This window comes from Rhizobium moroccans (assembly GCF_057559155.1).
In genome coordinates this window covers 131,496-155,654 of record NZ_JBHFJG010000013.1, presented here as the reverse complement: position 1 = coordinate 155,654, position 24,159 = coordinate 131,496, and the positions used below count along the sequence as shown (strand labels likewise).

General features: G+C 61.7%; 25 protein-coding genes. 9 read left to right on the top strand and 16 right to left on the bottom strand.

Features of this window, described 5'->3' with window-relative positions:
- The first annotated feature begins 33 nt into the window (after positions 1 to 33).
- Complete coding sequence (gene dksA, locus ACE04I_RS10425) at positions 34 to 453, top strand: RNA polymerase-binding protein DksA (RefSeq protein WP_046792362.1); 420 nt, start codon at positions 34 to 36, stop codon at positions 451 to 453.
- Between the two features lie 94 nt (positions 454 to 547).
- Here dksA and ACE04I_RS10420 read toward each other — a convergent pair whose 3' ends face one another.
- Positions 548 to 1,435: a flagellar biosynthetic protein FliO gene (locus ACE04I_RS10420; RefSeq protein ID WP_046792361.1), complete on the bottom strand. Its 888-nt coding sequence runs from the start codon at positions 1,433 to 1,435 to the stop codon at positions 548 to 550.
- A gap of 232 nt (positions 1,436 to 1,667) precedes the next feature.
- Here ACE04I_RS10420 and cckA point away from each other — a divergent pair, with 232 nt between their 5' ends.
- Positions 1,668 to 4,286: a cell cycle histidine kinase CckA gene (gene cckA, locus ACE04I_RS10415; RefSeq protein ID WP_046792360.1), complete on the top strand. Its 2,619-nt coding sequence runs from the start codon at positions 1,668 to 1,670 to the stop codon at positions 4,284 to 4,286.
- 2 nt (positions 4,287 to 4,288) lie between these two features.
- Here cckA and ACE04I_RS10410 read toward each other — a convergent pair whose 3' ends face one another.
- Positions 4,289 to 5,224, bottom strand: a complete 936-nt coding sequence (locus ACE04I_RS10410; RefSeq protein ID WP_046792359.1) for a carbohydrate kinase family protein — start codon at positions 5,222 to 5,224, stop codon at positions 4,289 to 4,291.
- Between the two features lie 233 nt (positions 5,225 to 5,457).
- Between ACE04I_RS10410 and recA the strand changes: the two genes are divergently transcribed.
- From recA to ACE04I_RS10390, 4 genes are all read left to right on the top strand, one after another.
- The gene (recA, locus tag ACE04I_RS10405; protein WP_046792358.1) at positions 5,458 to 6,546 is read left to right on the top strand and encodes a recombinase RecA; all 1,089 of its coding nucleotides are present in this window, start codon (positions 5,458 to 5,460) and stop codon (positions 6,544 to 6,546) included.
- 153 nt (positions 6,547 to 6,699) lie between these two features.
- A complete protein-coding gene (gene alaS, locus ACE04I_RS10400; protein ID WP_046792357.1) occupies positions 6,700 to 9,360 on the top strand; it encodes an alanine--tRNA ligase in 2,661 nt (886 codons plus the stop codon).
- An 82-nt stretch (positions 9,361 to 9,442) separates the two neighbouring features.
- The gene (gene ttcA / locus ACE04I_RS10395; protein WP_046792356.1) at positions 9,443 to 10,318 is read left to right on the top strand and encodes a tRNA 2-thiocytidine(32) synthetase TtcA; all 876 of its coding nucleotides are present in this window, start codon (positions 9,443 to 9,445) and stop codon (positions 10,316 to 10,318) included.
- Entirely contained in the window at positions 10,315 to 11,139 is an 825-nt protein-coding gene (locus tag ACE04I_RS10390) for an inositol monophosphatase family protein (RefSeq protein ID WP_487207021.1), read from the top strand. The genes ttcA and ACE04I_RS10390 overlap by 4 nt, the downstream gene beginning before the upstream one ends.
- 48 nt (positions 11,140 to 11,187) lie before the next feature.
- On the opposite strand, the gene ACE04I_RS10385 is transcribed toward ACE04I_RS10390, so the two are convergent.
- The 6 genes from ACE04I_RS10385 to ACE04I_RS10360 all read right to left on the bottom strand — a co-directional run bounded on the left by ACE04I_RS10385 (position 11,188) and on the right by ACE04I_RS10360 (position 17,414).
- Positions 11,188 to 12,393, bottom strand: a complete 1,206-nt coding sequence (locus tag ACE04I_RS10385) for a multidrug effflux MFS transporter (RefSeq protein WP_046792987.1) — start codon at positions 12,391 to 12,393, stop codon at positions 11,188 to 11,190.
- Positions 12,394 to 12,527: 134 nt separating this feature from the next.
- The gene (gene grxD, locus ACE04I_RS10380; protein ID WP_046792354.1) at positions 12,528 to 12,863 is read right to left on the bottom strand and encodes a Grx4 family monothiol glutaredoxin; all 336 of its coding nucleotides are present in this window, start codon (positions 12,861 to 12,863) and stop codon (positions 12,528 to 12,530) included.
- Between the two features lie 111 nt (positions 12,864 to 12,974).
- Positions 12,975 to 13,202 carry a hypothetical protein gene (locus ACE04I_RS10375; protein ID WP_046792353.1) on the bottom strand — a complete coding sequence of 76 codons (228 nt, stop codon included), beginning with the start codon at positions 13,200 to 13,202 and terminating at the stop codon, positions 12,975 to 12,977.
- A gap of 15 nt (positions 13,203 to 13,217) precedes the next feature.
- A complete protein-coding gene (locus ACE04I_RS10370; RefSeq protein WP_046792352.1) occupies positions 13,218 to 13,454 on the bottom strand; it encodes a BolA family protein in 237 nt (78 codons plus the stop codon).
- A 169-nt stretch (positions 13,455 to 13,623) separates the two neighbouring features.
- On the bottom strand, positions 13,624 to 15,831 hold the full coding sequence (gene purL / locus ACE04I_RS10365) for a phosphoribosylformylglycinamidine synthase subunit PurL (RefSeq protein ID WP_046792351.1): 2,208 nt from the start codon (positions 15,829 to 15,831) through the stop codon (positions 13,624 to 13,626).
- A gap of 164 nt (positions 15,832 to 15,995) precedes the next feature.
- Positions 15,996 to 17,414: an aminotransferase-like domain-containing protein gene (locus ACE04I_RS10360; protein ID WP_046792350.1), complete on the bottom strand. Its 1,419-nt coding sequence runs from the start codon at positions 17,412 to 17,414 to the stop codon at positions 15,996 to 15,998.
- An 82-nt stretch (positions 17,415 to 17,496) separates the two neighbouring features.
- On the opposite strand from ACE04I_RS10360, the gene ACE04I_RS10355 reads away from it, so the two are divergent.
- Positions 17,497 to 17,778: a DUF1127 domain-containing protein gene (locus ACE04I_RS10355; RefSeq protein ID WP_046792349.1), complete on the top strand. Its 282-nt coding sequence runs from the start codon at positions 17,497 to 17,499 to the stop codon at positions 17,776 to 17,778.
- A gap of 135 nt (positions 17,779 to 17,913) precedes the next feature.
- Here the strand turns inward: ACE04I_RS10355 and ACE04I_RS10350 are convergent, their stop codons facing one another.
- From ACE04I_RS10350 to ACE04I_RS10320, 7 genes are all read right to left on the bottom strand, one after another.
- Complete coding sequence (locus ACE04I_RS10350) at positions 17,914 to 18,483, bottom strand: acyloxyacyl hydrolase (protein ID WP_137326614.1); 570 nt, start codon at positions 18,481 to 18,483, stop codon at positions 17,914 to 17,916.
- A gap of 142 nt (positions 18,484 to 18,625) precedes the next feature.
- Positions 18,626 to 19,024 carry a hypothetical protein gene (locus ACE04I_RS10345; RefSeq protein ID WP_046792348.1) on the bottom strand — a complete coding sequence of 133 codons (399 nt, stop codon included), beginning with the start codon at positions 19,022 to 19,024 and terminating at the stop codon, positions 18,626 to 18,628.
- 57 nt (positions 19,025 to 19,081) lie between these two features.
- On the bottom strand, positions 19,082 to 19,753 hold the full coding sequence (gene purQ / locus ACE04I_RS10340) for a phosphoribosylformylglycinamidine synthase subunit PurQ (protein ID WP_046792347.1): 672 nt from the start codon (positions 19,751 to 19,753) through the stop codon (positions 19,082 to 19,084).
- Complete coding sequence (locus ACE04I_RS10335; RefSeq protein WP_046792346.1) at positions 19,750 to 20,007, bottom strand: hypothetical protein; 258 nt, start codon at positions 20,005 to 20,007, stop codon at positions 19,750 to 19,752. The genes purQ and ACE04I_RS10335 overlap by 4 nt, the downstream gene beginning before the upstream one ends.
- A 17-nt stretch (positions 20,008 to 20,024) precedes the next feature.
- Positions 20,025 to 20,267, bottom strand: coding sequence for a phosphoribosylformylglycinamidine synthase subunit PurS (purS, locus tag ACE04I_RS10330; protein ID WP_046792345.1), 243 nt, complete (start codon positions 20,265 to 20,267; stop codon positions 20,025 to 20,027).
- A gap of 17 nt (positions 20,268 to 20,284) precedes the next feature.
- Positions 20,285 to 21,049, bottom strand: coding sequence for a phosphoribosylaminoimidazolesuccinocarboxamide synthase (gene purC, locus ACE04I_RS10325; RefSeq protein WP_046792344.1), 765 nt, complete (start codon positions 21,047 to 21,049; stop codon positions 20,285 to 20,287).
- A 273-nt stretch (positions 21,050 to 21,322) separates the two neighbouring features.
- Complete coding sequence (locus ACE04I_RS10320; protein WP_487207020.1) at positions 21,323 to 22,135, bottom strand: hypothetical protein; 813 nt, start codon at positions 22,133 to 22,135, stop codon at positions 21,323 to 21,325.
- 58 nt (positions 22,136 to 22,193) lie between these two features.
- Here ACE04I_RS10320 and ACE04I_RS10315 point away from each other — a divergent pair, with 58 nt between their 5' ends.
- Positions 22,194 to 22,508: a DUF1476 domain-containing protein gene (locus tag ACE04I_RS10315; protein WP_046792343.1), complete on the top strand. Its 315-nt coding sequence runs from the start codon at positions 22,194 to 22,196 to the stop codon at positions 22,506 to 22,508.
- An 87-nt stretch (positions 22,509 to 22,595) separates the two neighbouring features.
- On the opposite strand, the gene ACE04I_RS10310 is transcribed toward ACE04I_RS10315, so the two are convergent.
- Positions 22,596 to 23,150 (bottom strand): RBBP9/YdeN family alpha/beta hydrolase, encoded by a 555-nt coding sequence (locus ACE04I_RS10310; protein ID WP_046792342.1) that lies wholly within the window; start codon positions 23,148 to 23,150, stop codon positions 22,596 to 22,598.
- A 161-nt stretch (positions 23,151 to 23,311) separates the two neighbouring features.
- Between ACE04I_RS10310 and ACE04I_RS10305 the strand changes: the two genes are divergently transcribed.
- Positions 23,312 to 24,133: a DUF2189 domain-containing protein gene (locus ACE04I_RS10305; RefSeq protein WP_046792341.1), complete on the top strand. Its 822-nt coding sequence runs from the start codon at positions 23,312 to 23,314 to the stop codon at positions 24,131 to 24,133.
- Positions 24,134 to 24,159 lie beyond the last annotated feature (26 nt).

Below are 24,159 nucleotides of genomic sequence, written 5' to 3'. Positions count from 1 at the left end.
GCGCGCCAAGAGATGTTCTTCGGGAGAATCGCGTTGAGTGAGAAGATCGATCTTAGCAATTATGTGCTCTCGGAAGACGATGAGTTCATGAATGCAAAACAGAGAGCCTATTTCCGGGCGAAGCTGATCGCTTGGAAGAATGACATCCTGAGAGAAGCGCGCGAAACGCTGGGTCATCTGGCGGAAGAAAGCGCAAATCATCCTGACCTCGCCGACAGGGCTTCCTCCGAAACCGACAGAGCCATCGAACTTCGCGCTCGCGATCGTCAGCGCAAGCTGATCTCCAAGATCGATGCCGCCCTCCAGCGCATCGATGATGGCACCTACGGTTACTGCGAGGAAACCGGCGAGCCTATCGGGTTGAAGCGGCTGGACGCCCGTCCGATCGCCACGCTTTCGATAGAGGCCCAGGAGCGCCACGAGCGCCGCGAGAAGGTCTATCGCGACGAGTAATCGCCGCCTCGACCGGAAACAAACTAAAAAGGCACGGGAAACCGTGCCTTTTTCATTCGCGGAATAGGGGCGGCATCGGAGCCGCGCCGCACGCTCATTTGTCGCGCGTGACCGACATTTCACCGAAAATGCGCGCGACTTCGGCCTGGAGCGTGGGTTCGGGCGTCGCGCCGGTGACCGGCGGCACGGCCGGGTTGCGCTGAGGCGTCGCTCGATTTTCTCCGGAAGCCGCGGCCTGTCGGGCCGCGAGATTGCTGGCCATCTCTTCTTCCAGGATGCGTTCGAAGTCGCTGCCCAGCACTTTTCCCGCTTCGGGCTGGATGGCCTGCAGCGGTGCGGCGCGAACAGGCTCGGTCGCGCCGCCGAATACACGACCGCGCGCCGCCTCCAGCATATCTTCCGCCTGATTGACGCCGGGCGCGGGCCGGGAAACCGGGTGCGGCGCTTCGTCCGGAGCCTGCAGGACGGGTTCCTGTCGCGGCCGGGCAGGGGTTGTTTCAGGCTCGGGAGCAACGGCGCGTGCGGCGACCATCGAGGTTGGGCCGGCAGCCGCGAGGCGTTGCTCAGGCGTGGCGGTCAGCTGGGGCTCGGATGCCGCGGGTCGCGGCTCCGGCACGGGGCGGGGTTTGACGGCAACGGGCGCCTCCGCCGGGACGGGCACCGTCTGGACGGGCGTGGTCCGAGGCAGGCCTGCCGGTGCGATTCTGCTTTCGATGACGATATCCGTGGGACCGCCGATCATGATCAGATGTTCGACGTCGTCGCGGCGCACGAGCACCAGCCGGCGGCGCGTATCGACGGCGGCGGCGTCGAGCACCTGCAGGCGGGGTTGCCTGTTCTTGCCGCCGCGCACGAAAGGCGAGGGGCCGCTGCGGCCCCTGAGCAACCAGAGGACGCCGATCAGGCAGATAAGGCCGACGGCCACCCCCAGGATGGCGATCACGAAGCGGCTGCCATAGGCGCCCATCAGTTCTTCGACCATTTTCGGTTCTCCTTCGAACTGCCCCGGGGGACTACTACCGCGGCAGATGACGATTTTTTTCACCTCGTGGCAAGCACGGACGGGCCGCGCGAGAGCAATGTGTACCACTATCCCGGCTTTTCTGTGCTTCGGAGCTTTTTGCTTCAGCTTCAACTTGCTAAGAGAGAATCGTGGAGGAATTCCGCAGTTTTCTATGGCCGCGCTCGTCGATCGGTCGAAATGTGAGGGGTAGATGACGAGGTTGCAGCAGGGCGGCAACTACGAGGCGCCGCTGGTGGAGCGCGGAGCGCGGGGCGGCACGATCATCCGTATCCTGCTGCTCGCTCTCGTGCTGATCGGGGTGGCGGTGGCCTTCGTCTTCTTCCAGCATGCGCTGGATAACGAGGTGATGCTCGGCATCCTCGGAATCCTCGCCATGGTCGGCATCTTTTTCGTGGTGTCTTCCCTCATCGGCCTGGTGGAGGTGATGCCGCAATCCCGATCGGAGGAGTTGGCGCGCGGCTTTCTGGCCAATCATCCCGACGGAATCCTGATCACCGATCCGAAAGGTCACATTCTCTACGCCAATGCCGCCTATGGCCGGATGACCGGCGCGACGAAGGCGAGCAACGTGCAGTCGCTGGAGACCTTGCTTTCCAGGACGCGTGATTCGACCGAGGCGCTCTACCGCCTGACGACGGCGCTGCGCGAGGGCCGGGAGGGGCACGAGGAATTCCGGCTGATGAAGCCGCTCGGCCGCGCCACTGAAAACGGTTCCGGCGCGCATTGGTATCGGCTGAAGGCCCGGCTGCTCGCTCCCGAAGACAAGCGCAAGAACCAGCTCGACATCTGGCAGATCACCGATATCACGCCCGAGCGCGACGAGCAGGAGCGCTTCTTCCGCGAGTTGCAGAACGCCATAGACTATCTCGACCATGCTCCGGCAGGCTTCTTCTCGGCCGGCAGGAAGGGCGAGATATTCTACCTGAACGCGACGCTTGCCGAATGGCTCGGCATCGATCTCACCAAGTTCACGCCGGGCTCGATCAGCATGGCCGATCTGGTGGCCGGCGAGGGCATGGCACTCATCCAGTCCGTGCAGGCCGCCCCCGGCCTCAAGCGTACCGAAACACTGGATCTCGACCTACGCCGCACCAACGGCCAGAGCCTGCCGGTCAGGCTCGTGCATAGCGTGAGCTCCATGCGCGACGGCGCGCCGGGAGAAAGCCGAACCATCGTGCTTGCCCGCCCGAAAGGCGGCGAGGGGGACCAATCGGCATCCGCCATGCGCTTCACGCGCTTCTTCAACAACACGCCGATGGCGATCGCCTCCGTCGATGGCGAAGGCAAGATCCTGCGCATCAATGCGCCCTTCCTGAAACTTTTCGCCGGCGTGGTGTCCCGCGACGACGTCGAGACCGGCGCCATGCTGGATGCCATCGTCCATGAGAATACGCGGCCGCAGCTCCTGCAGGCGCTTGCCGCCGCCAAGGACGGGCAGGGCGACATTCCTCCGATCGACTCCCGCTATCCGGGCGAGGAGAACCGCTACGTCCGTTTCTACGTCAACGCCGTGATCGACGCGGGCGACGAGGCGCCGGAAGAGGTGGCCATCGTCTATGCCTTCGAGACCACCGAGCAGAAGGCGCTCGAAACCCAGATGGCGCAGACGCAGAAGATGAATGCGGTTGGCACGCTTGCAGGCGGCATCGCGCACGATTTCAACAACGTGCTGACGGCGATCCTGCTCTCTTCCGACCATCTGCTTTTGCAGGCGCGCCCATCCGACGCGAGCTTCGCCGATCTCATGGAAATCAAGCGCAACGCCAACCGCGCCGCCGTCCTCGTGCGCCAGTTGCTTGCCTTCTCCCGCAAGCAGACCATGCGGCCCGCCGTATTGAACCTCACGGATGTGGTGGGCGATCTGCGCATGCTGGTCGATCGGCTGATCTCCGGCACCAATGTGAAGCTCGAAGTGGATTACGGCCGCGACCTGTGGCCGGTCCGCACCGACCTTTCGCAGTTCGAGCAGGTGCTGATCAACCTTTGCGTCAACGCCCGTGATGCAATGCCGCAAGGCGGCACGATCCTCGTCAAGACGCGCAACGTTCCGGCTGAAGAGGCCGCAAGCCTCCATCAGGCGGATCTGCCGGCCGAGGATTTCGTGATGATCGAAGTGTCGGATAGCGGCACGGGCATCCCGCCGGAAATCATGGACAAGATTTTCGAGCCCTTCTTCACCACCAAGGAAGTAGGCAAGGGCACGGGCCTTGGCCTCTCCATGGTCTATGGCATCGTCAAGCAATCCGGCGGCTACATCTATCCGCAATCGGACCTCGGCAAGGGTACGAGCTTCCGCATCTTCCTGCCGCGGCACGTTCCGGAGGAGCAGGCGCCCCGGGAGCAGGATGCAGCTGGCAATGCGGCGGAAGGCGAAAAGGCCGGAGCCGCGTCGAAGGCCGCCGCCGCGAGCAGCGAGAGCGTCGATCTGACCGGAAACTCCGCGGTCGTTCTGCTTGTCGAGGACGAGGAGGCCGTGCGCCGCGGCGGCAAGCGGATGCTCGAGACCCGCGGCTACACGGTCCATGAAGCGGGCTCCGGGACGGAAGCGCTGGAGATCATGCAGGAACTGGATGGCAAGGTCGATATTGTCGTCTCCGACGTGGTCATGCCCGAAATGGACGGTCCGACCCTGCTTGCGGAGCTGCGCAAATCCTATCCGGATATGAAGTTCATCTTCGTTTCCGGCTATGCCGAAGATGCCTTCGCGCGCAATCTGCCGGCGGATGCCAAGTTCGGCTTCCTGCCGAAACCGTTCTCGCTGAAGCAGCTTGCTGTGGCTGTTCGGGAAATGCTCGACGAGCAGAAGTGATTTCAGGCCGGTTGGGGTTCTGAAAGACGGAGCAGCTCATGATCGAGCGTTCTTTGCGAAAGGTCGTCCGGCACAGATCGGGGTGAACGAAGCGCGATCAGCGCGCCAGCGGTTCCCGAACGGAGGGCTTGCGAGAGGCTTTTCCCTTCCAGCAACGCATGGATGAAGCCCGCCGCCAGTGCATCTCCGGCCCCGGTGACGTCGACGATCATCGCGGGGGGAGGGGCGAGAAGCACTGTTTCGGCCTGTGAAAATGCAACCGCCTGGCTGCCGCCTTGCGTGACCACGCCGCCCTTCAATCCCATGGCACGCAGAAGTTCCGGCCATCCCTCCGGGCTTTCCGGCCGTTCGCCCGCAAGGGCTTCGGCCTCCGCGGCGTTCATGAAGAGGAAATCGATGCGGTGCAGGCAGCCGGCGAGCCTCGCGACCTTGGCCGGGGAAACGCCGATTGCCGCAATCGGCTTGCCGTTCTCATGAGCGTGTGTGGCGATCGCCTCCAGCGTATCGGCCGGCAAATTGGCGTCGCATAATACGAAATCGGCGGCGGCGAATCGCTCGCGGAGCGCCCGGATGCGCAGGCGTCGGGGCGTGAAGAAACGGTAGAGTTCCATATCGGCAAGGGCGACGACGAGATTGCCGTCATTAGCCAGGATCGCCGTGTAGCTGGGCGTCGGTCGGTCGAGGAAGACGAAAGGGCAGTCTTCGACGCCCGCTTCGCGGGCGGCTGCCGCGACGCGCTTTCCTGCGTCATCGCCGCCGCGCGGCGCCACCATCTGCACCGCATGGCCGAGGCGCGCGAGATTGCGCGCCGCATTGAAACCGCCACCGCCGGTGTCCTCGATCCAGTGGCCGGGATTGCTGGCGCCCATCGTCGTCTCGCCCGAAAGCCTTCCGCGCCGATCGATATGGGCTCCGCCGAGGACCAGAATCTTCTTCATTTTCCAATTCCCGCGGAAGGTTTGATTCGCTGCGATTTCAGGTTGTTGGACTTGATCGTCACCGCCTCAGAATGCGTATCCCGCTCGGCGGGAACAAGCGGAGAACGCAGGCCGGATAACCTTTTTTTCTCAATTCGTTGAGGGGTGCTTGCTAAACTGGAACAAAACATGTACGAAATTCACATCGGCTGCTTCATTGCCTGCGCGGCTTCAATAACCTAAAGGTGGATCGGATGGCACAAAATTCTTTGCGGCTCGTAGAGGACAAATCGGTGGATAAGAGCAAGGCGCTGGAAGCGGCACTGTCGCAGATCGAACGATCCTTCGGCAAGGGGTCGATCATGAAGCTCGGTGCGAACGAGAAGGTCGTGGAGATCGAAACGATATCCACCGGTTCGCTGAGCCTCGACATCGCACTCGGCGTGGGCGGTCTCCCGAAGGGACGTATTATCGAGATTTACGGTCCGGAAAGCTCGGGCAAGACGACGCTGGCCCTGCAGACCATTGCCGAGGCGCAAAAGAAGGGCGGCATCTGCGCCTTCGTGGACGCCGAACATGCGCTCGATCCGGTCTATGCCCGCAAGCTCGGGGTCGATCTGGAGAACCTCCTGATCTCCCAGCCGGACACGGGCGAGCAGGCGCTCGAGATCACCGATACGCTGGTGCGCTCCGGCGCGATCGACGTTCTGGTGGTGGATTCGGTTGCGGCACTGACGCCGCGGGCCGAAATCGAGGGCGAGATGGGCGACAGCCTGCCGGGCCTTCAGGCCCGCCTGATGAGCCAGGCGCTGCGCAAGCTCACGGCTTCGATCTCCAAATCGAATACCATGGTCATCTTCATCAACCAGATCCGCATGAAGATCGGCGTGATGTTCGGCTCTCCGGAAACCACCACCGGCGGCAACGCGCTGAAGTTCTATGCTTCCGTCCGTCTCGACATCCGTCGCATCGGCTCGGTCAAGGAGCGCGAAGAGGTCGTCGGCAATCAGACCCGCGTCAAGGTCGTGAAGAACAAGATGGCCCCGCCCTTCAAGCAGGTCGAATTCGACATCATGTATGGCGAAGGCGTTTCCAAGACCGGCGAGCTGGTTGATCTCGGCGTCAAGGCCGGCATCGTCGAAAAATCCGGCGCCTGGTTCTCCTATAACAGCCAGCGCCTCGGGCAGGGCCGCGAAAACGCCAAGCTCTTCCTGCGCGACAATCCGGAACTGGCGCGCGAGATCGAGATGGCGCTGCGTCAGAATGCCGGCCTGATTGCCGATCGCTTCCTGGAGAACGGTGGTCCCGATAGCGATGACGGGGATAATGCCGCGGAGATGTGAGAAATTACATCAATAGCTGGGCTCGTTCGCCGGCCGCCATCTGTGAAAGATGAGCGGCCGGTTTGCGTTCGTCTGGACAGCGGTGGGTGCGAACGATAAAAGCCAGTGGTTTTTCGGCGATTGAACCGCAGTCAGCGGAATAAAGGGCTTAGCATGAGCGGCGTGAATGACATCCGGTCGACCTTCCTCGACTATTTCCGGAAGAACGGACACGAGGTCGTGTCCTCCAGTCCGTTGGTGCCGCGCAACGATCCGACGCTGATGTTCACCAATGCGGGCATGGTGCAGTTCAAGAACGTCTTTACCGGTCTTGAGACCCGGCCCTATTCCACGGCGGCGACAGCCCAGAAATGCGTGCGCGCCGGCGGCAAGCACAACGACCTCGACAATGTCGGCTATACCGCGCGCCATCATACCTTCTTCGAGATGCTCGGAAATTTCTCCTTCGGGGATTATTTCAAGGAGCGCGCCATCGAGCTTGCCTGGAACCTGATCACCAAGGAATTCGGCCTCGATCGCAATCGCCTTCTGGTTACGGTCTATCATACGGACGACGAGGCATTTAACCTCTGGAAGAAGATCGGCGGACTGCCGGACGAGAAGATCATCCGCATCCCGACCAGCGACAACTTCTGGGCCATGGGCGATACCGGGCCCTGCGGCCCCTGCTCGGAGATCTTCTACGATCACGGCGATCATATCTGGGGCGGCCCTCCGGGATCGCCGGAAGAGGATGGCGACCGGTTCATCGAGATCTGGAACCTCGTCTTCATGCAGTACGAGCAGCTGACGAAGGAAGAGCGCATCGATCTGCCGCGCCCGTCGATCGATACGGGCATGGGCCTTGAGCGTGTCGCAGCCGTTCTGCAGGGCGTGCACGACAATTACGATATCGACCTCTTCAAGGCGCTGATCTCCGCTTCGGTGGAAGCGACCGGCGTGAAGGCCGAGGGCGAACGCCGGGCCAGCCACCGCGTGATCGCCGATCACCTGCGCTCTTCCGCCTTCCTGATCGCTGATGGCGTCCTGCCGTCGAACGAGGGCCGCGGCTATGTGCTGCGCCGGATCATGCGCCGCGCCATGCGTCATGCCGAACTTCTCGGCGCGCGCGAGCCGCTGCTCTGGAAGCTTCTGCCGGTTCTCGTGCAGGAAATGGGCCGCGCCTATCCGGAGCTCATGCGTGCGGAAGCCCTGATTTCGGAAACCTTGAAACTGGAGGAGACCCGTTTCCGCAAGACGCTGGAGCGCGGCCTCTCGCTGTTGTCCGATGCGACCAACACGCTCGGCAAGGGCGACATGCTGGACGGTGAGACCGCCTTCAAGCTTTACGACACCTATGGTTTCCCGCTCGACCTGACCCAGGACGCCCTGCGTGCCCGCGAGATCGGCGTCGATATTGCCGGTTTCACCGACGCCATGGAGCGCCAGAAGGCGGAGGCCCGTGCAAGCTGGGCAGGCTCCGGCGACAAGGCGACCGAAACCGTTTGGTTTGAGCTGAAGGAAAAGCACGGCGCCACGGAATTCCTGGGTTACGACACCGAAGCCGCCGAAGGCGTGGTGCAGGCGATCGTCAGGGACGGCAAGGTCATCGACAGCGCGTCTGCCGGCGATCAGGTTCAGGTCGTCGTCAACCAGACGCCGTTCTATGGGGAGTCCGGTGGCCAAGTCGGCGATACCGGCGCAATTTCGACGGATCATGCGCGCCTGACCGTGTCGGATACCCAGAAGAAGGGCGAGGGGCTCTTCGTTCACACGGCTACCGTCTCGGACGGCACGCTGACGATCGGCGATGCGGTTCTGCTCGCGGTCGATCATGAGCGCCGCTCGCGCCTGCGTGCCAACCATTCCGCCACCCATCTGCTGCATGAAGCGCTGCGCGAGGTGCTGGGCGGACATGTGGCGCAGAAGGGGTCGCTCGTGGCGCCGGAGCGGCTTCGCTTCGACATCTCACATCCGAAGCCGATGACGGCGGAGGAGCTGCAGAAGGTAGAAGACATGGCAAACGCCATCATCCTGCAGAACTCTTCGGTTGCCACGCGCCTGATGAGCGTCGACGATGCGATCGCTGAAGGCGCGATGGCGCTGTTCGGCGAAAAATATGGCGATGAGGTGCGCGTCGTCTCGATGGGCAAGGGGCTCGAGGGTTCCAAGGCAGGCAAGACCTATTCGCTGGAACTCTGCGGCGGCACGCATGTGAACGCCACCGGTGATATCGGTCTCGTGCGCGTTCTTTCCGAAAGCGCGGTCGGCGCGGGCGTGCGCCGCATCGAGGCGCTCACGGGCGACGCGGCCCGGACCTATCTCGCTGAGCAGGACGAGCGCGTGAAGTCGCTTGCCGGCGCCCTCAAGGTGCAGCCGGCGGAAGTCCTGCCGCGCGTCGAAGCACTGATCGAGGAGCGGCGCAAGCTGGAACGGGAGCTTGCCGATGCCAAGCGCCGGCTCGCCATGGGCGGCGGGCAGGCTGGCGCCGGCGATGACGTTCGGGAAATCGGCGGCATCAAGTTCCTCGGCAAGTCCCTCGAAGGGATCGATGCGAAAGACCTCAAGGGACTGGCGGACGAAGGCAAGGCGAGCCTCGGTTCGGGCGTCGTGACACTGGTCGGCGTTTCCGCCGATGGCAAGGCGAGCGCGGTTGTCGCCGTCACGCCGGACCTGACGGAGCGTTTCAGCGCCGTGGAGCTCGTGCGTGTGGCGTCTGCTGCTCTTGGCGGCAAGGGCGGCGGCGGCCGGCCGGATATGGCGCAGGCAGGCGGCCCGGATGGCTCGAAGTCGCAGGAGGCCATCGCGGCCGTGGCTGCCGCTCTCGGGGCCTGATGCCGGAATGGAAGCGGCCGCTCTCGGGCGGCACGCATCACCATGAGCGGGCCGGATTTTCGCGGCCTTTCAGGAGAAGCGAATGGGGATAGTGACGGCAATCGCCGATGAACTGGATGAAGAGGCTGGCAACGGCCTCGTTCCGGCCCTTTTCGCGGATGCGCCGAGTTCCGTCTCGTTTAACAAGCTGCGCAAGCGGCTCTTGCGGCAGGTGCGCCAGGCTTTCGACGATTTCGGCATGCTGAAGGAGCAGAAGCGCTGGCTGGTCGGCCTTTCGGGCGGCAAGGATTCCTATTCGCTTCTCGCTATCCTGCTGGACCTGCAATGGCGCGGCCTGCTGCCGGTGGAACTGATCGCCTGCAATCTCGACCAGGGCCAGCCGAATTTTCCGAAGCACGTGCTTCCCGATTACCTGGCCTCGATCGGTGTGAAGCACCGGATCGAATACCGCGATACATATTCGGTGGTGAAGGAGAAGGTTCCGCAGGGCGCGACCTATTGCTCGCTCTGTTCGCGGCTCAGGCGCGGCAATCTCTACCGCATAGCGCGCGAGGAAGGCTGTGATGCCCTGGTGCTCGGCCATCACCGGGAGGATATTCTCGAGACCTTCTTCATGAACTTCTTTCATGGCGGGCGGCTTGCGGCCATGCCGCCGAAGCTTCTGAACGATGAAGGGGATCTGATGGTGCTGCGGCCGCTCGCCTATTGCGCCGAGGACGATCTTGCGAAATTCGCCGCCGCCATGCGCTTTCCCATTATTCCCTGCGATCTCTGCGGCTCGCAGGATGGCCTGCAGCGCAACGCCATGAAGGCCATGCTTGCCGATATCGAGATGCGTATGCCGGGCCGGAAGGACACGATGCTTCGGGCGCTGGCGCATGCGAACCCGTCTCATCTTCTCGATCCGAAACTCTTCGATTTTGCCGGCCTTGCCGCCGCTCCAAGGATTTCAGAATGACTTTGCCGCTCGATGTCGCCCGGCTTGCCGATCTGCTGCGCCAGGCCGCCAAGGCCGAGATCCTGCCACGCTTTCGCCGGCTCGGCAGCGGCGATATCCGCTCCAAGAGCGAGGCGACGGACCTTGTGACCGAAGGGGACGAGGCCGCGGAACGGATGCTTCGGCGGGAAATCGAAGCTCTGGTGCCGAATGCCCTTTTCGTCGGCGAAGAAACGGTCGCGGCGGACCCCGCTTTGCTCGGCAGGCTGCCGGATGCCGATTTCGCGGTGGTGGTCGATCCGATCGACGGCACTTTCAATTTTGCCTCGGGCATTCCCGCCTTCGGCGTCATGGCCTCGGTCGTCTGGAAGGGCGAAACCGTGGCCGGCATCATCTACGATCCGATGGGCGACGACTGGGTCATGGCCGAGAAGGGGGCGGGCGCCTTCCTGCGGCGCCCGGATGGCTCCTCACAACAGCTTCGCGTCTCTCCGCCCGCGCCGCTTTCACAGATGGTCGGAATGGCGTCCACGGGTTTCTTGCCGGCGGAACGTCGTGCGGAAATCCTCGGTAATCTCGCCAAGGTGCGCTATGTGATGTCCTATCGCTGTGCGGCCCATGAATATCGTGCCTTTGCAAGCGGTTACGCGCATTACCTCATGTATAACAAGCTGATGCCGTGGGATCATCTGGCCGGAGCGCTGATTGCGGTCGAGGCCGGGGCTCATGTGGCGCGTTTCGACGGATCGCGCTATCTGCTGCGGCATACAAGCGGTGGCCTTTTGCTTTCGACCGATTCCCAAAGCTGGGAGACGCTGCGGCGTGAGGTCTTCACACTCTGAATAATCGGGGGGCGGGGCGCTTGGCCGTGCCGCCGCCCTCCGAAAATGTCAGACCGGCGGGTTATGCGGCTGGAACAGCTTTCCCTTTTCGCCGATCAGCACAAAGATCAGACCGATCACCGAAACCGTGAAGAAGCCGGCGACCATCGGCAGCGCGGTGCCGTTGAATGCCTGCCCGATCATCGCGCCGATGATGCCGCCGCCAATCGTTCCCATGAAGCCGAGCACGGAGGAAGCCGTTCCGGCAACATGGCCCAGCGGCTCCATGGCGAGCGAATTGAAGTTCGACCCGATCCAGCCGAACTGGAACATGGCAAGCGCGAAGAAGGCCAGGAAAAGCGGGAAGGGCATGGGCTGCGGCCCGAAGATCTGCACCATCAGCCACAAGAAGGTGATCGCGATGAAGCCGAGCAGCGAGCCGTGCGAGAGGCGACGCATGCCGAAGCGCCCGACAAGCTGCGAGTTGATGAAGGACGAGAAGGCCATGAAGACCGCCACCGCCGCGAAGGCGACCGGAAACCAGACGCCGAGCTGATAGATGCCGACATAGACCTGCTGCGCGGAATTGATGAAGCCGAACAGCGCACCGAAGATGAAGGTGCTTGAAATGGTGTAACAGAGCGCTACCCGGTTGGTGAGCACGATGCGGAAGCCGTCGAGCACGGAGGAGATGGTGAACGGCCGCACATCCTCGGCATGCAGGGTTTCCGGCAGGCGCATGTGCATCCAGATGACCACAGCGAGCGCCGCGACGGCCATGAAGACGAAGATCAGGTGCCAATCGCCGAACAGCAGGATGAGCTGGCCGGTGCCCGGCGCGATGACCGGCACCACCATGAAGACCATCATGATCAGCGACATCACCTCGGCCATGGCGCGGCCACCATAAATGTCGCGGACGATGGACACGGTTATGACCCGCGTCGCCGCCGAGCCGACGCCCTGGATGAAGCGCAGTGCGAGCAGGCCGGCAAAGGAGGGGACCGCCACGACCGCGAGCGAGGAGAGGATGTAGATCACCAGTCCGATGATCATTGGGCTACGACGTCCGAAGCGGTCGGAGATCGGCCCATAGACGAGCTGGGCGACACCGAAGCCCAGAAGATAGGCGGAAACCACATATTGCCGGTGGTTCTCGTTTTCCACGCCGAGCGCGGCGCCGATTTCCTGAAGACCCGGCAGCATGATGTCGATCGCCAATGCGTTGAGCGCCATCAGCATGGCCATCATGGCGATGAACTCGACTTTGCCCATGCCGCTGAGGCGAACGGAAGCGGTTTGTGAAGGATTTGTCACAGCGATATTCCCAAAGACGTTGAAAGGCGCCGCTTGCACGGCGCCTCGAAAGAAAAGGTTATGAAAGGCCCCCGCGGAGCGGGGACGGGGGATCAGGCGGCGCCGCGGACGCTGATGCCCTGCTCTTGAAGATGGCTCTGCAGCTCACCGGACTGGAACATCTCGCGGACAATATCGCATCCGCCGATGAATTCGCCCTTCACATAGAGCTGCGGAATGGTCGGCCAGTTGGAATAGTCCTTGATACCCTGGCGGATTTCAGCGTCAGCGAGCACGTTCACGCCCTTGTAGTCGAGACCCAGATAATCGAGAATCTGGACGACCTGGCCAGAAAAACCGCACTGCGGAAACTGCGGTGTGCCTTTCATGAAGACAACCACGTCGTTCGTCTTTACTTCGTTGTCGATGAAATCGTGAATCGCGCTCATGTCAAATCCTTGTCTATCCGGGTTCAAGGTCCGGATCGCTGTTCGCCTTTTAGATAACACGCGCCGCGGGAATTTCCAGCGGGGAAGTCATCAAAATCCCTGATGGAATGATCAGCGGGCGCGCTGGCGGCTTCGGGAAGCCGCGCTGCGGCGCCGGCTCACCTGCTTGCAGACGACGGTTTTGGTCTTCTCGGTCTTCGCGCGGGAGGGACGGCCACCAGCGGCTTGCGCCTTGCGCTTCTTTCGCTTGGTCGTCGTGCGGCCGTGAGACTTCTTCAGAAGCTCCCGCATGACGTTTTCAACGACGCCGGTGACCAGTTCCTTGATGAGATCGGCCATGGGGTTCAGTGGGGCTCAGTCGGCGGGAGCGGAGGTCTGCAGCGCCAGCGCATGCAGCACGCCGCCCATGTTGCCCTTGAGCGCGTCGTAGACCATCTGGTGCTGCTGCACGCGGCTCTTGCCCCGGAACGCTTCGGCGACAACTTCGGCGGCATAGTGATCGCCGTCGCCGGCGAGGTCCCGTATGGTGACACGGGCGCCCGGTATGCCGGCCTTGATCATGTCTTCGATGTCGCCTGGGCTCATGGGCATGTTTTTGTCGTCCTTTCCTCCTCCGCAGACTCAAAAGCGGAGTTCAATCGAGTCGAGAGTGCCTCAAAGAAGGCCGGCGGTCAAAGCGGGATCGCCGCTCTATCGACAGGGAATATTATCCGCCTTCCGGAGGTGAGGCGCAAGAAAAGCCTGCGCCTCCCGCTGCGGATCAGGCCATGAAGCCGGGGAACCAGCTTTCATGTGCATTGGCGAGATCGACGACGGCAAGGCTGACGAGATCGTCCACCGCGAACGTTTCTCCACCCACGGTGCCCAAGCGGCGGAAGGGAACTGCTGCCGCTTCCGCATTCGCTTCCACGAAATTGGCGAGATCGGCCGGAACGGCGATCACATAGCGGGCTTGGTCTTCGCCGAAGAGCAGGGCATGCGGGGCGCCCTTCTGGTCCTTGAGGCTGACGGTCATGCCCTTGCCGGATGCCATTGCCATCTCCGCAAGCGTGATGGCAAGGCCGCCCGAGGAAATGTCGTGGCAGGCGGTGACCTGGCCGTTGCGGATCAGCGAGCGCACGAAGTCGCCGTGGTGGCGCTCGGCTGCGAGATCGACTTCCGGCGGCGGGCCGTCCGTCTGGCCGAGGATGTCGCGGAGGTAGACGGTTGAGCCCAGATGGCTGCCGTCGACGCCGATGAGGATCAGCTTGTCACCCTCGTTTGCCGACCCGATCTTCGCCATTTTCGACCAGTCGGGCAAAAGCCCGACGCCGGCGATCGTCGGCGTGGGCAGGATCGCCACGCCATTGGTCTCGTTGTAGAGCGAGACGTTGCCGGAGACGATCGGGAAATCGAGCGCCTTGCAGGCTTCGCCGATGCCCTTGATGGCGCCGACGAGCTGACCCATGATTTCCGGCTTTTCCGGATTGCCGAAGTTCAGGTTATCGGTGGCCGCGAGCGGCTCGGCGCCGGTTGCGGTGATGTTGCGCCAGCATTCGGCGACCGCCTGCTTGCCGCCTTCGAAAGGATCGGCTTCCACATAGCGGGGCGTCACGTCGGAGGAGAAGGCGAGAGCCTTGGAGGGATGATTGTCGACGCGCACGACGCCGGCGTCGCCACCGGGGAGCTGCAGCGAATTGCCCTGGATCAGCGTGTCGTATTGCTCATACACCCAGCGTCGGCTCGCCTGGTTCGGAGAGCCGACGAGCTTCAGAAGAGCCTCGTTGTAGTCCGCAGGCGCTGCGACCTGGGAGGCGGGCAGGGATGCCGGGCCGTTCGACTGAACCCACGGCCGGTCGTATTCGGGCGCCTCGTCGCCAAGCTCCTTGATCGGAAGGTTCGCCACTTCCTCGCCCTGATGCAGGATGCGGAAGCGCAGGTCGTCCGTCGTCTTGCCGACGATCGCGAAGTCGAGCCCCCACTTGTGGAAGATCGCCTCGGCCTCCTTTTCCTTCTCCGGTTTCAGAACCATGAGCATCCGCTCCTGGCTCTCGGAGAGCATCATTTCATAGGCGCTCATGCGCTCCTCGCGCACCGGCACCTTATCGAGATCGAGCTCGATGCCGAGATCGCCCTTGGCGCCCATTTCCACTGCCGAACAGGTGAGGCCGGCAGCACCCATGTCCTGGATCGCGATGACCGCGCCCGTCTGCATGAGTTCCAGGCAGGCTTCCAGCAGGCACTTTTCGGTGAAGGGGTCGCCGACCTGAACGGTCGGACGCTTTTCCTCGATCGACTCGTCGAATTCGGCGGACGCCATCGTGGCTCCGCCGACGCCGTCGCGGCCGGTCTTGGCGCCGAGATAGACCACCGGCAGGCCCACGCCCTCGGCCTTGGAGTAGAAGATCGCATCGCTCCGGGCGAGGCCGGCCGCAAACGCGTTGACGAGGATGTTGCCGTTGTAGCGCTCGTCGAACTCCACTTCGCCGCCGACGGTCGGTACGCCGAAGGAGTTTCCGTAACCGCCGACGCCTGCGACGACGCCGGAGACGAGATGCTTGGTCTTCGGATGGTCAGGCGCGCCGAAGCGCAGCGCGTTCATCGCGGCGATCGGCCGGGCACCCATGGTAAAGACGTCGCGCAGGATGCCGCCGACGCCGGTCGCGGCTCCCTGATAGGGCTCGATATAGGAGGGATGGTTGTGGCTCTCCATCTTGAAGACCACGCAGTCGCCATCGTCGATATCCACGACGCCGGCATTTTCGCCGGGCCCCTGGATGACGCGGGGCCCCATGGTCGGTAGCGTCCGCAGCCATTTCTTGGAGGATTTGTACGAGCAGTGCTCGTTCCACATCGCTGAAAAGATGCCGAGTTCGGTAAAGGTCGGTTCACGGCCGATCAGGTCCAGGATGCGCTGATACTCGTCCGGCTTCAGGCCATGCGAAGCGACGAGTTCGGGAGTTATCTGGATCGAATTGGGGATCGTCATCAGTGTTCCTAGGATGGCTGGCCGTTCCGAAGCGTTGCGCCTCTTTAGCGCATGTGTTTGCTGCACGCGACAGGAAAATAGCGGAAAACCTCCGCTTTCCGCAGAGCTTTGATTGCGGGGATGAAGGCGATCGGGCCGAGCCTGAACCGACCTGCCGACTAGCCTCAAGCCAGGCTGTCGTAGCCCGCCGATCCGTTTTCCAGCAGGCGTCGAACGACCTTCAGCCCGGCTGCCACATCTTGGCGTGTATGAGGTGAGGAGAACCCGATGCGGACGCGATGCGTGATCTTCCCCGATCGTCCGGCCCTGAATTCGTCTTCATCGTCGATGAGCACCCCGTCGGCCAGGACCGCGTTCTTGAATGTCGCGGAAAGCCAGGGTTCCGGCAGCTTAAGCCAAAGGAAGGGAATGTCCGGATTGGAATTGAAATCGTGGCCGGCGAGGATTTCCCTTGCAAGTTCCTCTCGGGCATTGATCTCAATACGGCATCGATCCCATATGCGTTCCGCCTCTCCGGAAAGGACGAGGCGAGAGCAGAGTTCCGCAAGCATGAAAGGCAGTCCGCCTGTTAACATCTTGTGGGCGATGCGGACGCGCTGAGCAAAATGCGGCGGACAGGCGACCCAGCCGCCGCGAGTGCCGGCCGCAACGGATTTCGACAATCCGTCAATGACGAAAGTCCTGTCCGGCGCCAGCTCAGCGATGAGAGGAATGTCCTTCTTGTCCATCGCGCCGTAGAGATTGTCCTCGATCAGCCAGACATTGTGCCTGTGCGCGATATCGGCGATCGCCCTGCGGCGATCGAGGGGCAGGGTCGCGAGTGTCGGGTTCTGGGCTGAGGACATGAAGAAGGCAATCTTGGGGTGCAGCTGGACACAGACTCGCTCAAAATCCTCGGGCAGAACGCCGAAATCGTCCGCGTCCACGAGCGAACTCCGTCGCCCGATCAGCCCGGCCGCACGGCTGATCTGCGAATAGGTCATATGCTCGAAAACGATCCTGTCGCCCGGACTGGTGAGCGACGAGATAATGGCCATGATGCCGGCGTGGGCACCAAGGGTGGGCACGACCGAGTCGATTGCGGGTGTCCAGTTGCCATAGGAAAGCCAGCGCGCCCCCGCTTCGGACCAATGGTCGGGAAAGCTCCGCGTGTAGCTTGCTATCTCCCGGGGGTGGTCTCGCATGATGTCGTTGATGATGCCGGCGATTATCTGATTTTGCCCGACATCCGGTGCTGCGGTGCTGTCGAACCGGATCTTGCCCGGTGGAGGGTGGAAGGGGCGGGTGCCCGCGAAACTGGCTGTTGCCGGATCATTGGCATCCTGCGATGCAATTTCCGGTCGCGGGCGAACATAGGTGCCGCGTCCGACTTCTCCGCTGACGAGACCCCGCTCATGCAAGAGGGAGTAGGCGCGACTGATCGTGCCGATCGTCACACCTATATCGTAGGCCAGATTTCTTTGCGGTGGCAGTTTCGCGCCGGCCGGCAGGTTGCCGGCCATGATCGCGTCCTCGATCTGATCCGCCACGCGAATATAGAGCGGGCTTTTGCCCTCTTTGATGTTTGGAAGCCAACTTGTCATGGTGACAATTCTCTACATTGTACCCTTAATTGAGTCAATGTAAAAGAATTGCACCACTAATGACTTGTATGGCAGGTGCGGTATGCGCAGGTTAAACGAATATCTTGCGACAATCGATACAATTTACCCAGACAACTTTGCTCGAGAGTCGCAATTGCGGGCAAGCGGTGATCTTTTGGCTCCGTCGCCTTTGCCGGCACCACGCCAGGGCCTGCTTGGCATTATCGACATCTATCGGAACTGGAGCATCCGCCGCAAAGGCCGAGTGGCTTTGCTGGATATGGATGAGGGCCAATTGCGGGATATCGGATTAACCCGCGTCGAGGCGCATCGTGAAGCGGCCAAATCGCGCTTCCTGTTCTGAAACATCTTCTTCCAGCACTATTGGAAGCAGGGCCCGATGCCGCATCCCAACCTGCGCATCGGGTCTTTTCTTATCGTCCGCCCGTGCAGTACGAGGCGGCGGCGGATAGCCGTTGCTTCCGCTGGGTCATGGGCTTTAGAACTTGTAGCCCAGCATGACGCCGGCGCGGCTCAGGCCGTCGTTCGGGCCGTTGCAGAGCTCCGCATGGGAGGAGTGCTCGATCTGGGCGGTAAGCCGCCAGTTGTCGGTGAGCCTGAAGCCGGCGGCCGCATATTCGTGGAAAAGCAGGCGGCAGCCGAGCGCCGGGCCTGATCCGCCGTCATAGTCGAGGTCGCCGTCGTGAACCGCCCCGCCGACACCCACTTCGAGAAACAGCCGATCGGTGAGATCGGCGGTCCAGGAAAAGCCGGCATAGACCTGGCTGGTTTCGCCCGCCGTGCTCAGGCTTCCGCCCAGATGGATTCGCGGACGCAGGAGCTTGTCGATGCCTTGCGCAGCATCATGGCCCCAGGGATCGAAGAAGATCATGCCCGTCGCGAATACCCCATCTTCGTGATGTCCGTTGTCGACGGAGGCGAGCACGCCGAAGCGGGCTTCGTCGAATATCGGTTCCTGGGCATTTGCGGGAGTGATCGTAGTGGAGCAGAGCGTTGCGGCCAGACCGGCCGAAAGGAGAACATGAAGGCATTCGGATTTCATCAGCATGCGTCCACCTCACCGAATCGCTTTGCGATCCTCAGTGATTGGTAAAGCGGGTAGCGTCCCGCGTCTATCCATCGTTTAAGCTGTGGCCGGACGGATGTTCAACGGATGCGGGATTTAGGTGGAATGGGCCGAGGTGGGTTTCTCAGCAGCCTTTGCCGCCACCCGCCCAGCGCAATACGTCGCGCTTGATCCGTTCGCCGGTTTCGCCGGCCATTATCGGACCGAAGGCATCGAGCTTCGCGGGATTGCCCTCCGCCTGGACGACGAGAACCGGCCGCGATTCCGGGCTATTGCGCGGTACGGCGAGAATGCGCGGACGGCCCGAGAAGGAATTGAGCTCCGGCGCCAGCCGATAGGGCTTGAAGGCGGTATCTCCCGATTTGAACCAGCAGGCATTCGCCGCAAGCGCGACGCGCTCCATCATGGGCAAGGCGGCATTGTTCGGGGAGGGGGCCGGTTTCCTGTCCGCCTGACAAGCTGTCAGCATAGTGCCGGCGGCGGCGAGGAAAACGAGCGTGAGGCTGCGGGTGTAGAACGGCATCGGGATATCCTGAAAGCGGCGCGCGCGCCGTTCTACAACGGTATGGTGAGGGGAAGGTTAAGCTGCGATCACATCGAGGGCTGAGGCGAAGATGCCGCGCCCGTCATTGCCGCCATGGGCCGCTTCGATCAGGTTTTCCGGATGCGGCATCATGCCGAGCACGTTGCCGCGAGCATTGATGACGCCCGCGATATCGCTAAGCGAGCCGTTCGGATTGGTGCCGTCGGTATAACGGAAAACGATCTGCCCTGCGTCTTCCATGGAGGCGAGGGTGTCCGCATCGACGAAATAATTGCCGTCGTGATGCGCGACCGGGCAGCGGATGACCTGGCCCTTTTCATAGGCGCGGGTGAAATCCGTCTCGGCGTTGACCACTTCCAGCTTCACTTCCTTGCAGACGAACCTGAGGGACGTATTGCGCATCAGTGCGCCCGGCAACATTCCCGCTTCGACCAGGATCTGGAAGCCGTTGCAGACGCCGAGCACCTTTACGCCCTGGTCGGCCTTTTCCTTGATGGCCTGCATGACCGGCATGCGGGCGGCGATTGCGCCGCAGCGCAGATAATCGCCATAGGAGAAGCCGCCGGGAATGACGATCAGGTCTACATCCGGGATTTCGGTTTCTGTCTGCCAGACCGTGATCGGCGCCTGACCGGAAATCTTGGTAAGCGCGGCGATCATGTCGCGGTCGCGATTGAGGCCGGGAAGCTGGACGACTGCGGATTTCATGGGTGCGGTTCAAACCTTGCCTGTGCCTCGGCGAGTTCGCGCAATTCGAGGCGGTTTTCGATACGATCGAGACGGACGAGAACTTGCGCCATCGTCGTGTGCAAGTTGTTCATGTCGCCCTGCATGACATGCATGTGATTGCGAAGGCTGATAACGTCCTGCCGAAGGCCCCTCTGGTCCTCCCGCAGATTACCCAGTTCGGAATGCATGCGCTTCATCAGCTCATACACCAAGTCGTTCGTGATCTCAGCCATCACATGCTCCACAACCTTCAGTCGAGAGTTATAGTATAATTCTCGATGACCGTGTTTGCCAGAAGCTTCTCGCACATTTCCTTGAGGTCGGCCTCGGCCTTCGCCTTGTCGGCGCCATTCACTTCGATATCGAAGACCTTGCCCTGCCGCACATGGCCGAGGCCGGAAAAGCCGAGGCTGCCGAGAGCGCCTTCGATGGCCTTGCCCTGCGGGTCGAGAACGCCATTCTTGAGCGTGACGGTCACGCGTGCCTTGATCACTGATCTACCCCCGATGATTACTTGACGAGAACCGGGCCGGTGCCGCGGATCGGTTCGTTTTCATTAATGATGCCGAGCCGGCGGGCGACTTCGGAATAGGCTTCGACAAGACCGCCCAAATCCCGGCGGAAACGGTCCTTGTCCATCTTTTCCTTGGTCTCGATATCCCACAGACGGCAGCTGTCCGGCGAAATCTCGTCGGCCAGGATGATGCGCATCATGTCGCCTTCGTAGAGGCGGCCGCATTCGATCTTGAAATCGACGAGCTGGATGCCGACGCCCAGGAAGAGGCCGGAAAGGAAGTCGTTGACGCGGATCGCGAGCGCCATGATGTCGTCGAGCTCGGCCGGATTGGCCCAGCCGAAGGCGGTGATGTGCTCTTCCGAAACCATGGGATCGGCGAGCGAATCCGACTTGTAGTAGAATTCGATGATCGAGCGCGGCAGAACCATGCCTTCCTCGATGCCGAGGCGGGTCGACAGCGAGCCCGCGGCGACGTTGCGCACCACGATCTCGAGCGGGATCATCTCCACTTCCTTGATCAGCTGCTCGCGCATGTTCAGCCGGCGGATGAAGTGCGTCGGAATGCCGATCTTGTTCAGATGCGTGAAGAGGTATTCCGAGATGCGGTTGTTCAGAACGCCCTTGCCGTCGATGACATCATGCTTCTTCTTGTTGAATGCGGTGGCGTCATCCTTGAAGAACTGAATCAGCGTGCCCGGTTCCGGGCCTTCATAAAGGATCTTGGCCTTGCCTTCGTAGATACGGCGGCGACGGTTCATGATTTTTTGTCTCGTTGTTGGCATCCGTAATGCGGACGCAGTGGAAGATCGTTGAAGCGGTCCCTTATCGCAAAAGAACGCATTTCACAATGCAGACCTCTTAACCTTGTCAGCAGCCGCATTGGGCCGGTGCCTTCACCACGAACATTTGTTCTGAGATTACACGGATTCTCGAAACCTTGTTCCGGTGACGGTGCCGTCGTGGAAGAAAAACGGCGGCTATGAACAAGAAAAAGGTGCTTGTCCGTCTTCCCGATCCAGTTGCCGGCCCGGCTAGCGCCTCAACGCGGCGTGGCCGACGAGGAACATATAGGTTGAAAACAGGAGGATTCCATACAGCTTAAAGCCCTCCTCGAGGAGCATCAGTCCCGGAAAGTATGAGGGATAGAGATCGAAGAGCAGGGACAGGCCAAAGGACATGACGGCCGCACCAAACACCAGCCACGGCGTTTCGGTTCGCATAAGCCAGGCGTAATAGCAGCACACCGCCAAGAACAGCGCATGCGGAAGCAGGATAAGCGGCTCGGCCAAACCCGTGACGGAAATCGACTCGTGAAGCATGAAAAGATCGTCGAGCCCCATCAACGTCGCGAAAATCCCGCCGGAAAAGAGCAATCCGCTGAACTCTCCCCGTCGCTTCAAGCCCAGCGAGGCATAGGCCTGAAGCGCTACCGCGGCGCTCGCGATCCATAGAACGACGCCGAGATTGGAGATTATGCCGAAATAGCGTGGATGATTTGCGATCGCATTCGGGTCCCGCATCAGATCATGGTGGTCGATTCCCCACCACGTGTCGGCGGCCACGACCAAAGCCGTTATGACAAGGACGATCATCGTGACGAACGACACGACTTTGATATCTATGCGGGAACCGCCAAGTGTGATCGATCTCGAATTATGCATCCAGCCCTCCTGATCCCGGCTATTCCGCGCTTCGAACTCCTCGGCCGAGCGGGGACAACAATCCCTGGCGAGTTTTGCGACAGTTTTATGACAATCCGGCATCATCAATGCGGAAGACATGCGCCGAGGGGCTGCATGATTGCTTGATCGCGGGACATCGCCGTTCCGGTCGACAAAGCGCATTGCGCTTCGGTGCCGGTTTGATTATGGGTCAAAGCGACCAATCGTTTGGGAGATCCGCATGGCCACGACGTTCAACGATCGCGAAAAAGGCTTCGAAAACAAGTTCGCGCATGACCAGGAACTGAAGTTCAAGGCGCTAGCCCGTCGCAACAAGCTGGTTGGCCTCTGGGCCGCGGACCTTCTTGGGAAGAGCGATACGGAAGCCTATGCCAGGGAAGTCGTCGCCGCCGATTTCGAGGAAGCCGGCGAGGAAGACGTTTTCCGCAAGCTGCGCAAGGATTTCGACGCCGCGAGCGTTTCGATTTCGGACGAGGACATCCGTACGAAAATGTACCAGTTCCTCGCCGAGGCCGTGGCCCAGCTCGAGCAGTAAACCTGACATCACTCAAGCAAAAAGCCGCGCTCATCGGGCGCGGCTTTTTGCTGTTCTCTACTGCGTTGCGGCGTCAGGCAGTTTCCGTCAGGGCTTCAGCTGGCTGAGGAACTGCGCGAAAACCATCGTACCTTCCGGCCAGGGGCCGTGGCCGCTTTCCGCGTTGATATGGCCCGTTTCGCCCGCATCGATGATGAGCGAACCCCAGGCGTTGGCGATTTCGTCCGCATGTTCATAGGAGCCGAATGGATCGTTGCGGCTTGCGATCATCAATGACGGAAAGGGCAGGGGATCGCGCGGATAGGGACCAAAGGTCATCAGATGCTTCGGCCGGATCTCGGGATTGTCGAGTTCCGGCGGGGCGACGAAAAAGGCGCCGGCCACCTTCTTGCGAAATAGCGGGATCGCGTGGACCGCGGAGGGTATGCCCAGCGAGTGGGCGACCAGCACCACCGGCTTGACCGCGGCATTCACCTCTTCGGCAACGCGCGCCACCCAGTCTTCCCGCACCGGCTTCGACCATTCGGCCTGCTCCACGCGGCGCGCCGTCGAAAGCTTCGTCTCCCAGCGCGTCTGCCAGTGTCCCGGCCCGGAATTGGTGTAACCCGGAATGATCAGGATTTCTGCTTCGGATACTTTCATGATGGCGCCGATGTGAGATCGACACCTATTGAAGTCAAGCAAAAAGGCTCCAGATTTCTCAAAATCCGCTAGGATCATCGCATGCCGGTAGCATTGAGCATCTCGGCAATCCGCCTTGCCGAGCCTTCTCCACCGCCGGCTGCTAAGGAGGAGACTATGTCATGACGGCATTTCATGTCATGGCCGGCGCGGACAACAGTTTCGTGCGCCCGGCTGTTCGCAGGATAGGCATAGGCGATATCGTGGACGCCCTGCGGCTTGGATGGGACGATTTCCGCGAAAAGCCGTCGCATTATGTTTTCCTGTGTCTGATGTATCCGATTGCCGGCGTGGTGCTCACGTTGTGGAGTTCCGGAGCCAATCTCTTGCCCCTGATCTATCCGCTAATGTCGGGCTTCGCCTTGCTGGGGCCGATCGCGGCCATCGGCCTCTATGAGATCAGCCGCCGCCGGGAACGGGGCATGGATACCTCCTGGCGCCACGCGCTGGATGTGCAGAGATCACCGGCGCTGCCGTCGATCGTCGCGGTAGCGCTCTTGCTGCTTGCGCTGTTCGTTGTCTGGCTTCTCACGGCCCAGGCGATCTATACAGCCTATTTCGGCGAAGCGGTGCCCACCTCTGTCTCATCCTTCCTGTCGCAGGTGCTGACGACGCCGGAGGGAAGGGGAGTGATCCTCTGGGGCAATCTTGCCGGCTTCCTCTTTGCGGTGGTGGTGCTCGCAACGACCGTCGTCGCATTCCCGCTCCTGCTCGATCGGGATGTGGGTGCCGCAGCCGCCGTGGATGCGAGCGTGCGGGCCACGTTCGCCAATCCGGTGCCGGTGGCGCTTTGGGGGCTGATCGTCGCCGTGCTGCTGGCAATCGGCACGATCCCGATCTTTGCAGGGCTTGCCGTCATCATGCCGGTTCTCGGCCACGCGACCTGGCACCTGTATCGCAAGATCATCGTGCCCGCCGAGGGCGAAATGCGCCAGCCGGGCTGACGGCCGGAAACGAAAATGCCGCCCGC

Excerpts from the sequence above, each read along its gene's own strand:
- purL (WP_046792351.1), bottom strand. The coding sequence starts at position 15,831 with ATGACGATCCCCAATTCGATCCAGATAACTCCCGAACTCGTCGCTTCG.
- ACE04I_RS10390 (WP_487207021.1), top strand. The coding sequence starts at position 10,315 with ATGACTTTGCCGCTCGATGTCGCCCGGCTTGCCGATCTGCTGCGCCAG.
- recA (WP_046792358.1), top strand. The coding sequence starts at position 5,458 with ATGGCACAAAATTCTTTGCGGCTCGTAGAGGACAAATCGGTGGATAAG.
- ACE04I_RS10375 (WP_046792353.1), bottom strand. The coding sequence starts at position 13,202 with ATGGCCGATCTCATCAAGGAACTGGTCACCGGCGTCGTTGAAAACGTC.
- ACE04I_RS10310 (WP_046792342.1), bottom strand. The coding sequence starts at position 23,150 with ATGAAAGTATCCGAAGCAGAAATCCTGATCATTCCGGGTTACACCAAT.
- cckA (WP_046792360.1), top strand. The coding sequence starts at position 1,668 with ATGACGAGGTTGCAGCAGGGCGGCAACTACGAGGCGCCGCTGGTGGAG.
- ACE04I_RS10420 (WP_046792361.1), bottom strand. The coding sequence starts at position 1,435 with ATGGTCGAAGAACTGATGGGCGCCTATGGCAGCCGCTTCGTGATCGCC.
- ttcA (WP_046792356.1), top strand. The coding sequence starts at position 9,443 with ATGGGGATAGTGACGGCAATCGCCGATGAACTGGATGAAGAGGCTGGC.
- ACE04I_RS10360 (WP_046792350.1), bottom strand. The coding sequence starts at position 17,414 with ATGACAAGTTGGCTTCCAAACATCAAAGAGGGCAAAAGCCCGCTCTAT.
- ACE04I_RS10305 (WP_046792341.1), top strand. The coding sequence starts at position 23,312 with ATGACGGCATTTCATGTCATGGCCGGCGCGGACAACAGTTTCGTGCGC.
- ACE04I_RS10385 (WP_046792987.1), bottom strand. The coding sequence starts at position 12,393 with ATGGGCAAAGTCGAGTTCATCGCCATGATGGCCATGCTGATGGCGCTC.
- alaS (WP_046792357.1), top strand. The coding sequence starts at position 6,700 with ATGAGCGGCGTGAATGACATCCGGTCGACCTTCCTCGACTATTTCCGG.
- ACE04I_RS10335 (WP_046792346.1), bottom strand. The coding sequence starts at position 20,007 with ATGGCTGAGATCACGAACGACTTGGTGTATGAGCTGATGAAGCGCATG.
- ACE04I_RS10350 (WP_137326614.1), bottom strand. The coding sequence starts at position 18,483 with ATGCTGATGAAATCCGAATGCCTTCATGTTCTCCTTTCGGCCGGTCTG.
- ACE04I_RS10320 (WP_487207020.1), bottom strand. The coding sequence starts at position 22,135 with ATGCGCTTTGTCGACCGGAACGGCGATGTCCCGCGATCAAGCAATCAT.
- ACE04I_RS10355 (WP_046792349.1), top strand. The coding sequence starts at position 17,497 with ATGCGCAGGTTAAACGAATATCTTGCGACAATCGATACAATTTACCCA.
- grxD (WP_046792354.1), bottom strand. The coding sequence starts at position 12,863 with ATGAGCGCGATTCACGATTTCATCGACAACGAAGTAAAGACGAACGAC.
- ACE04I_RS10315 (WP_046792343.1), top strand. The coding sequence starts at position 22,194 with ATGGCCACGACGTTCAACGATCGCGAAAAAGGCTTCGAAAACAAGTTC.
- ACE04I_RS10370 (WP_046792352.1), bottom strand. The coding sequence starts at position 13,454 with ATGCCCATGAGCCCAGGCGACATCGAAGACATGATCAAGGCCGGCATA.
- ACE04I_RS10410 (WP_046792359.1), bottom strand. The coding sequence starts at position 5,224 with ATGAAGAAGATTCTGGTCCTCGGCGGAGCCCATATCGATCGGCGCGGA.
- ACE04I_RS10345 (WP_046792348.1), bottom strand. The coding sequence starts at position 19,024 with ATGCCGTTCTACACCCGCAGCCTCACGCTCGTTTTCCTCGCCGCCGCC.
- purQ (WP_046792347.1), bottom strand. The coding sequence starts at position 19,753 with ATGAAATCCGCAGTCGTCCAGCTTCCCGGCCTCAATCGCGACCGCGAC.
- purC (WP_046792344.1), bottom strand. The coding sequence starts at position 21,049 with ATGAACCGTCGCCGCCGTATCTACGAAGGCAAGGCCAAGATCCTTTAT.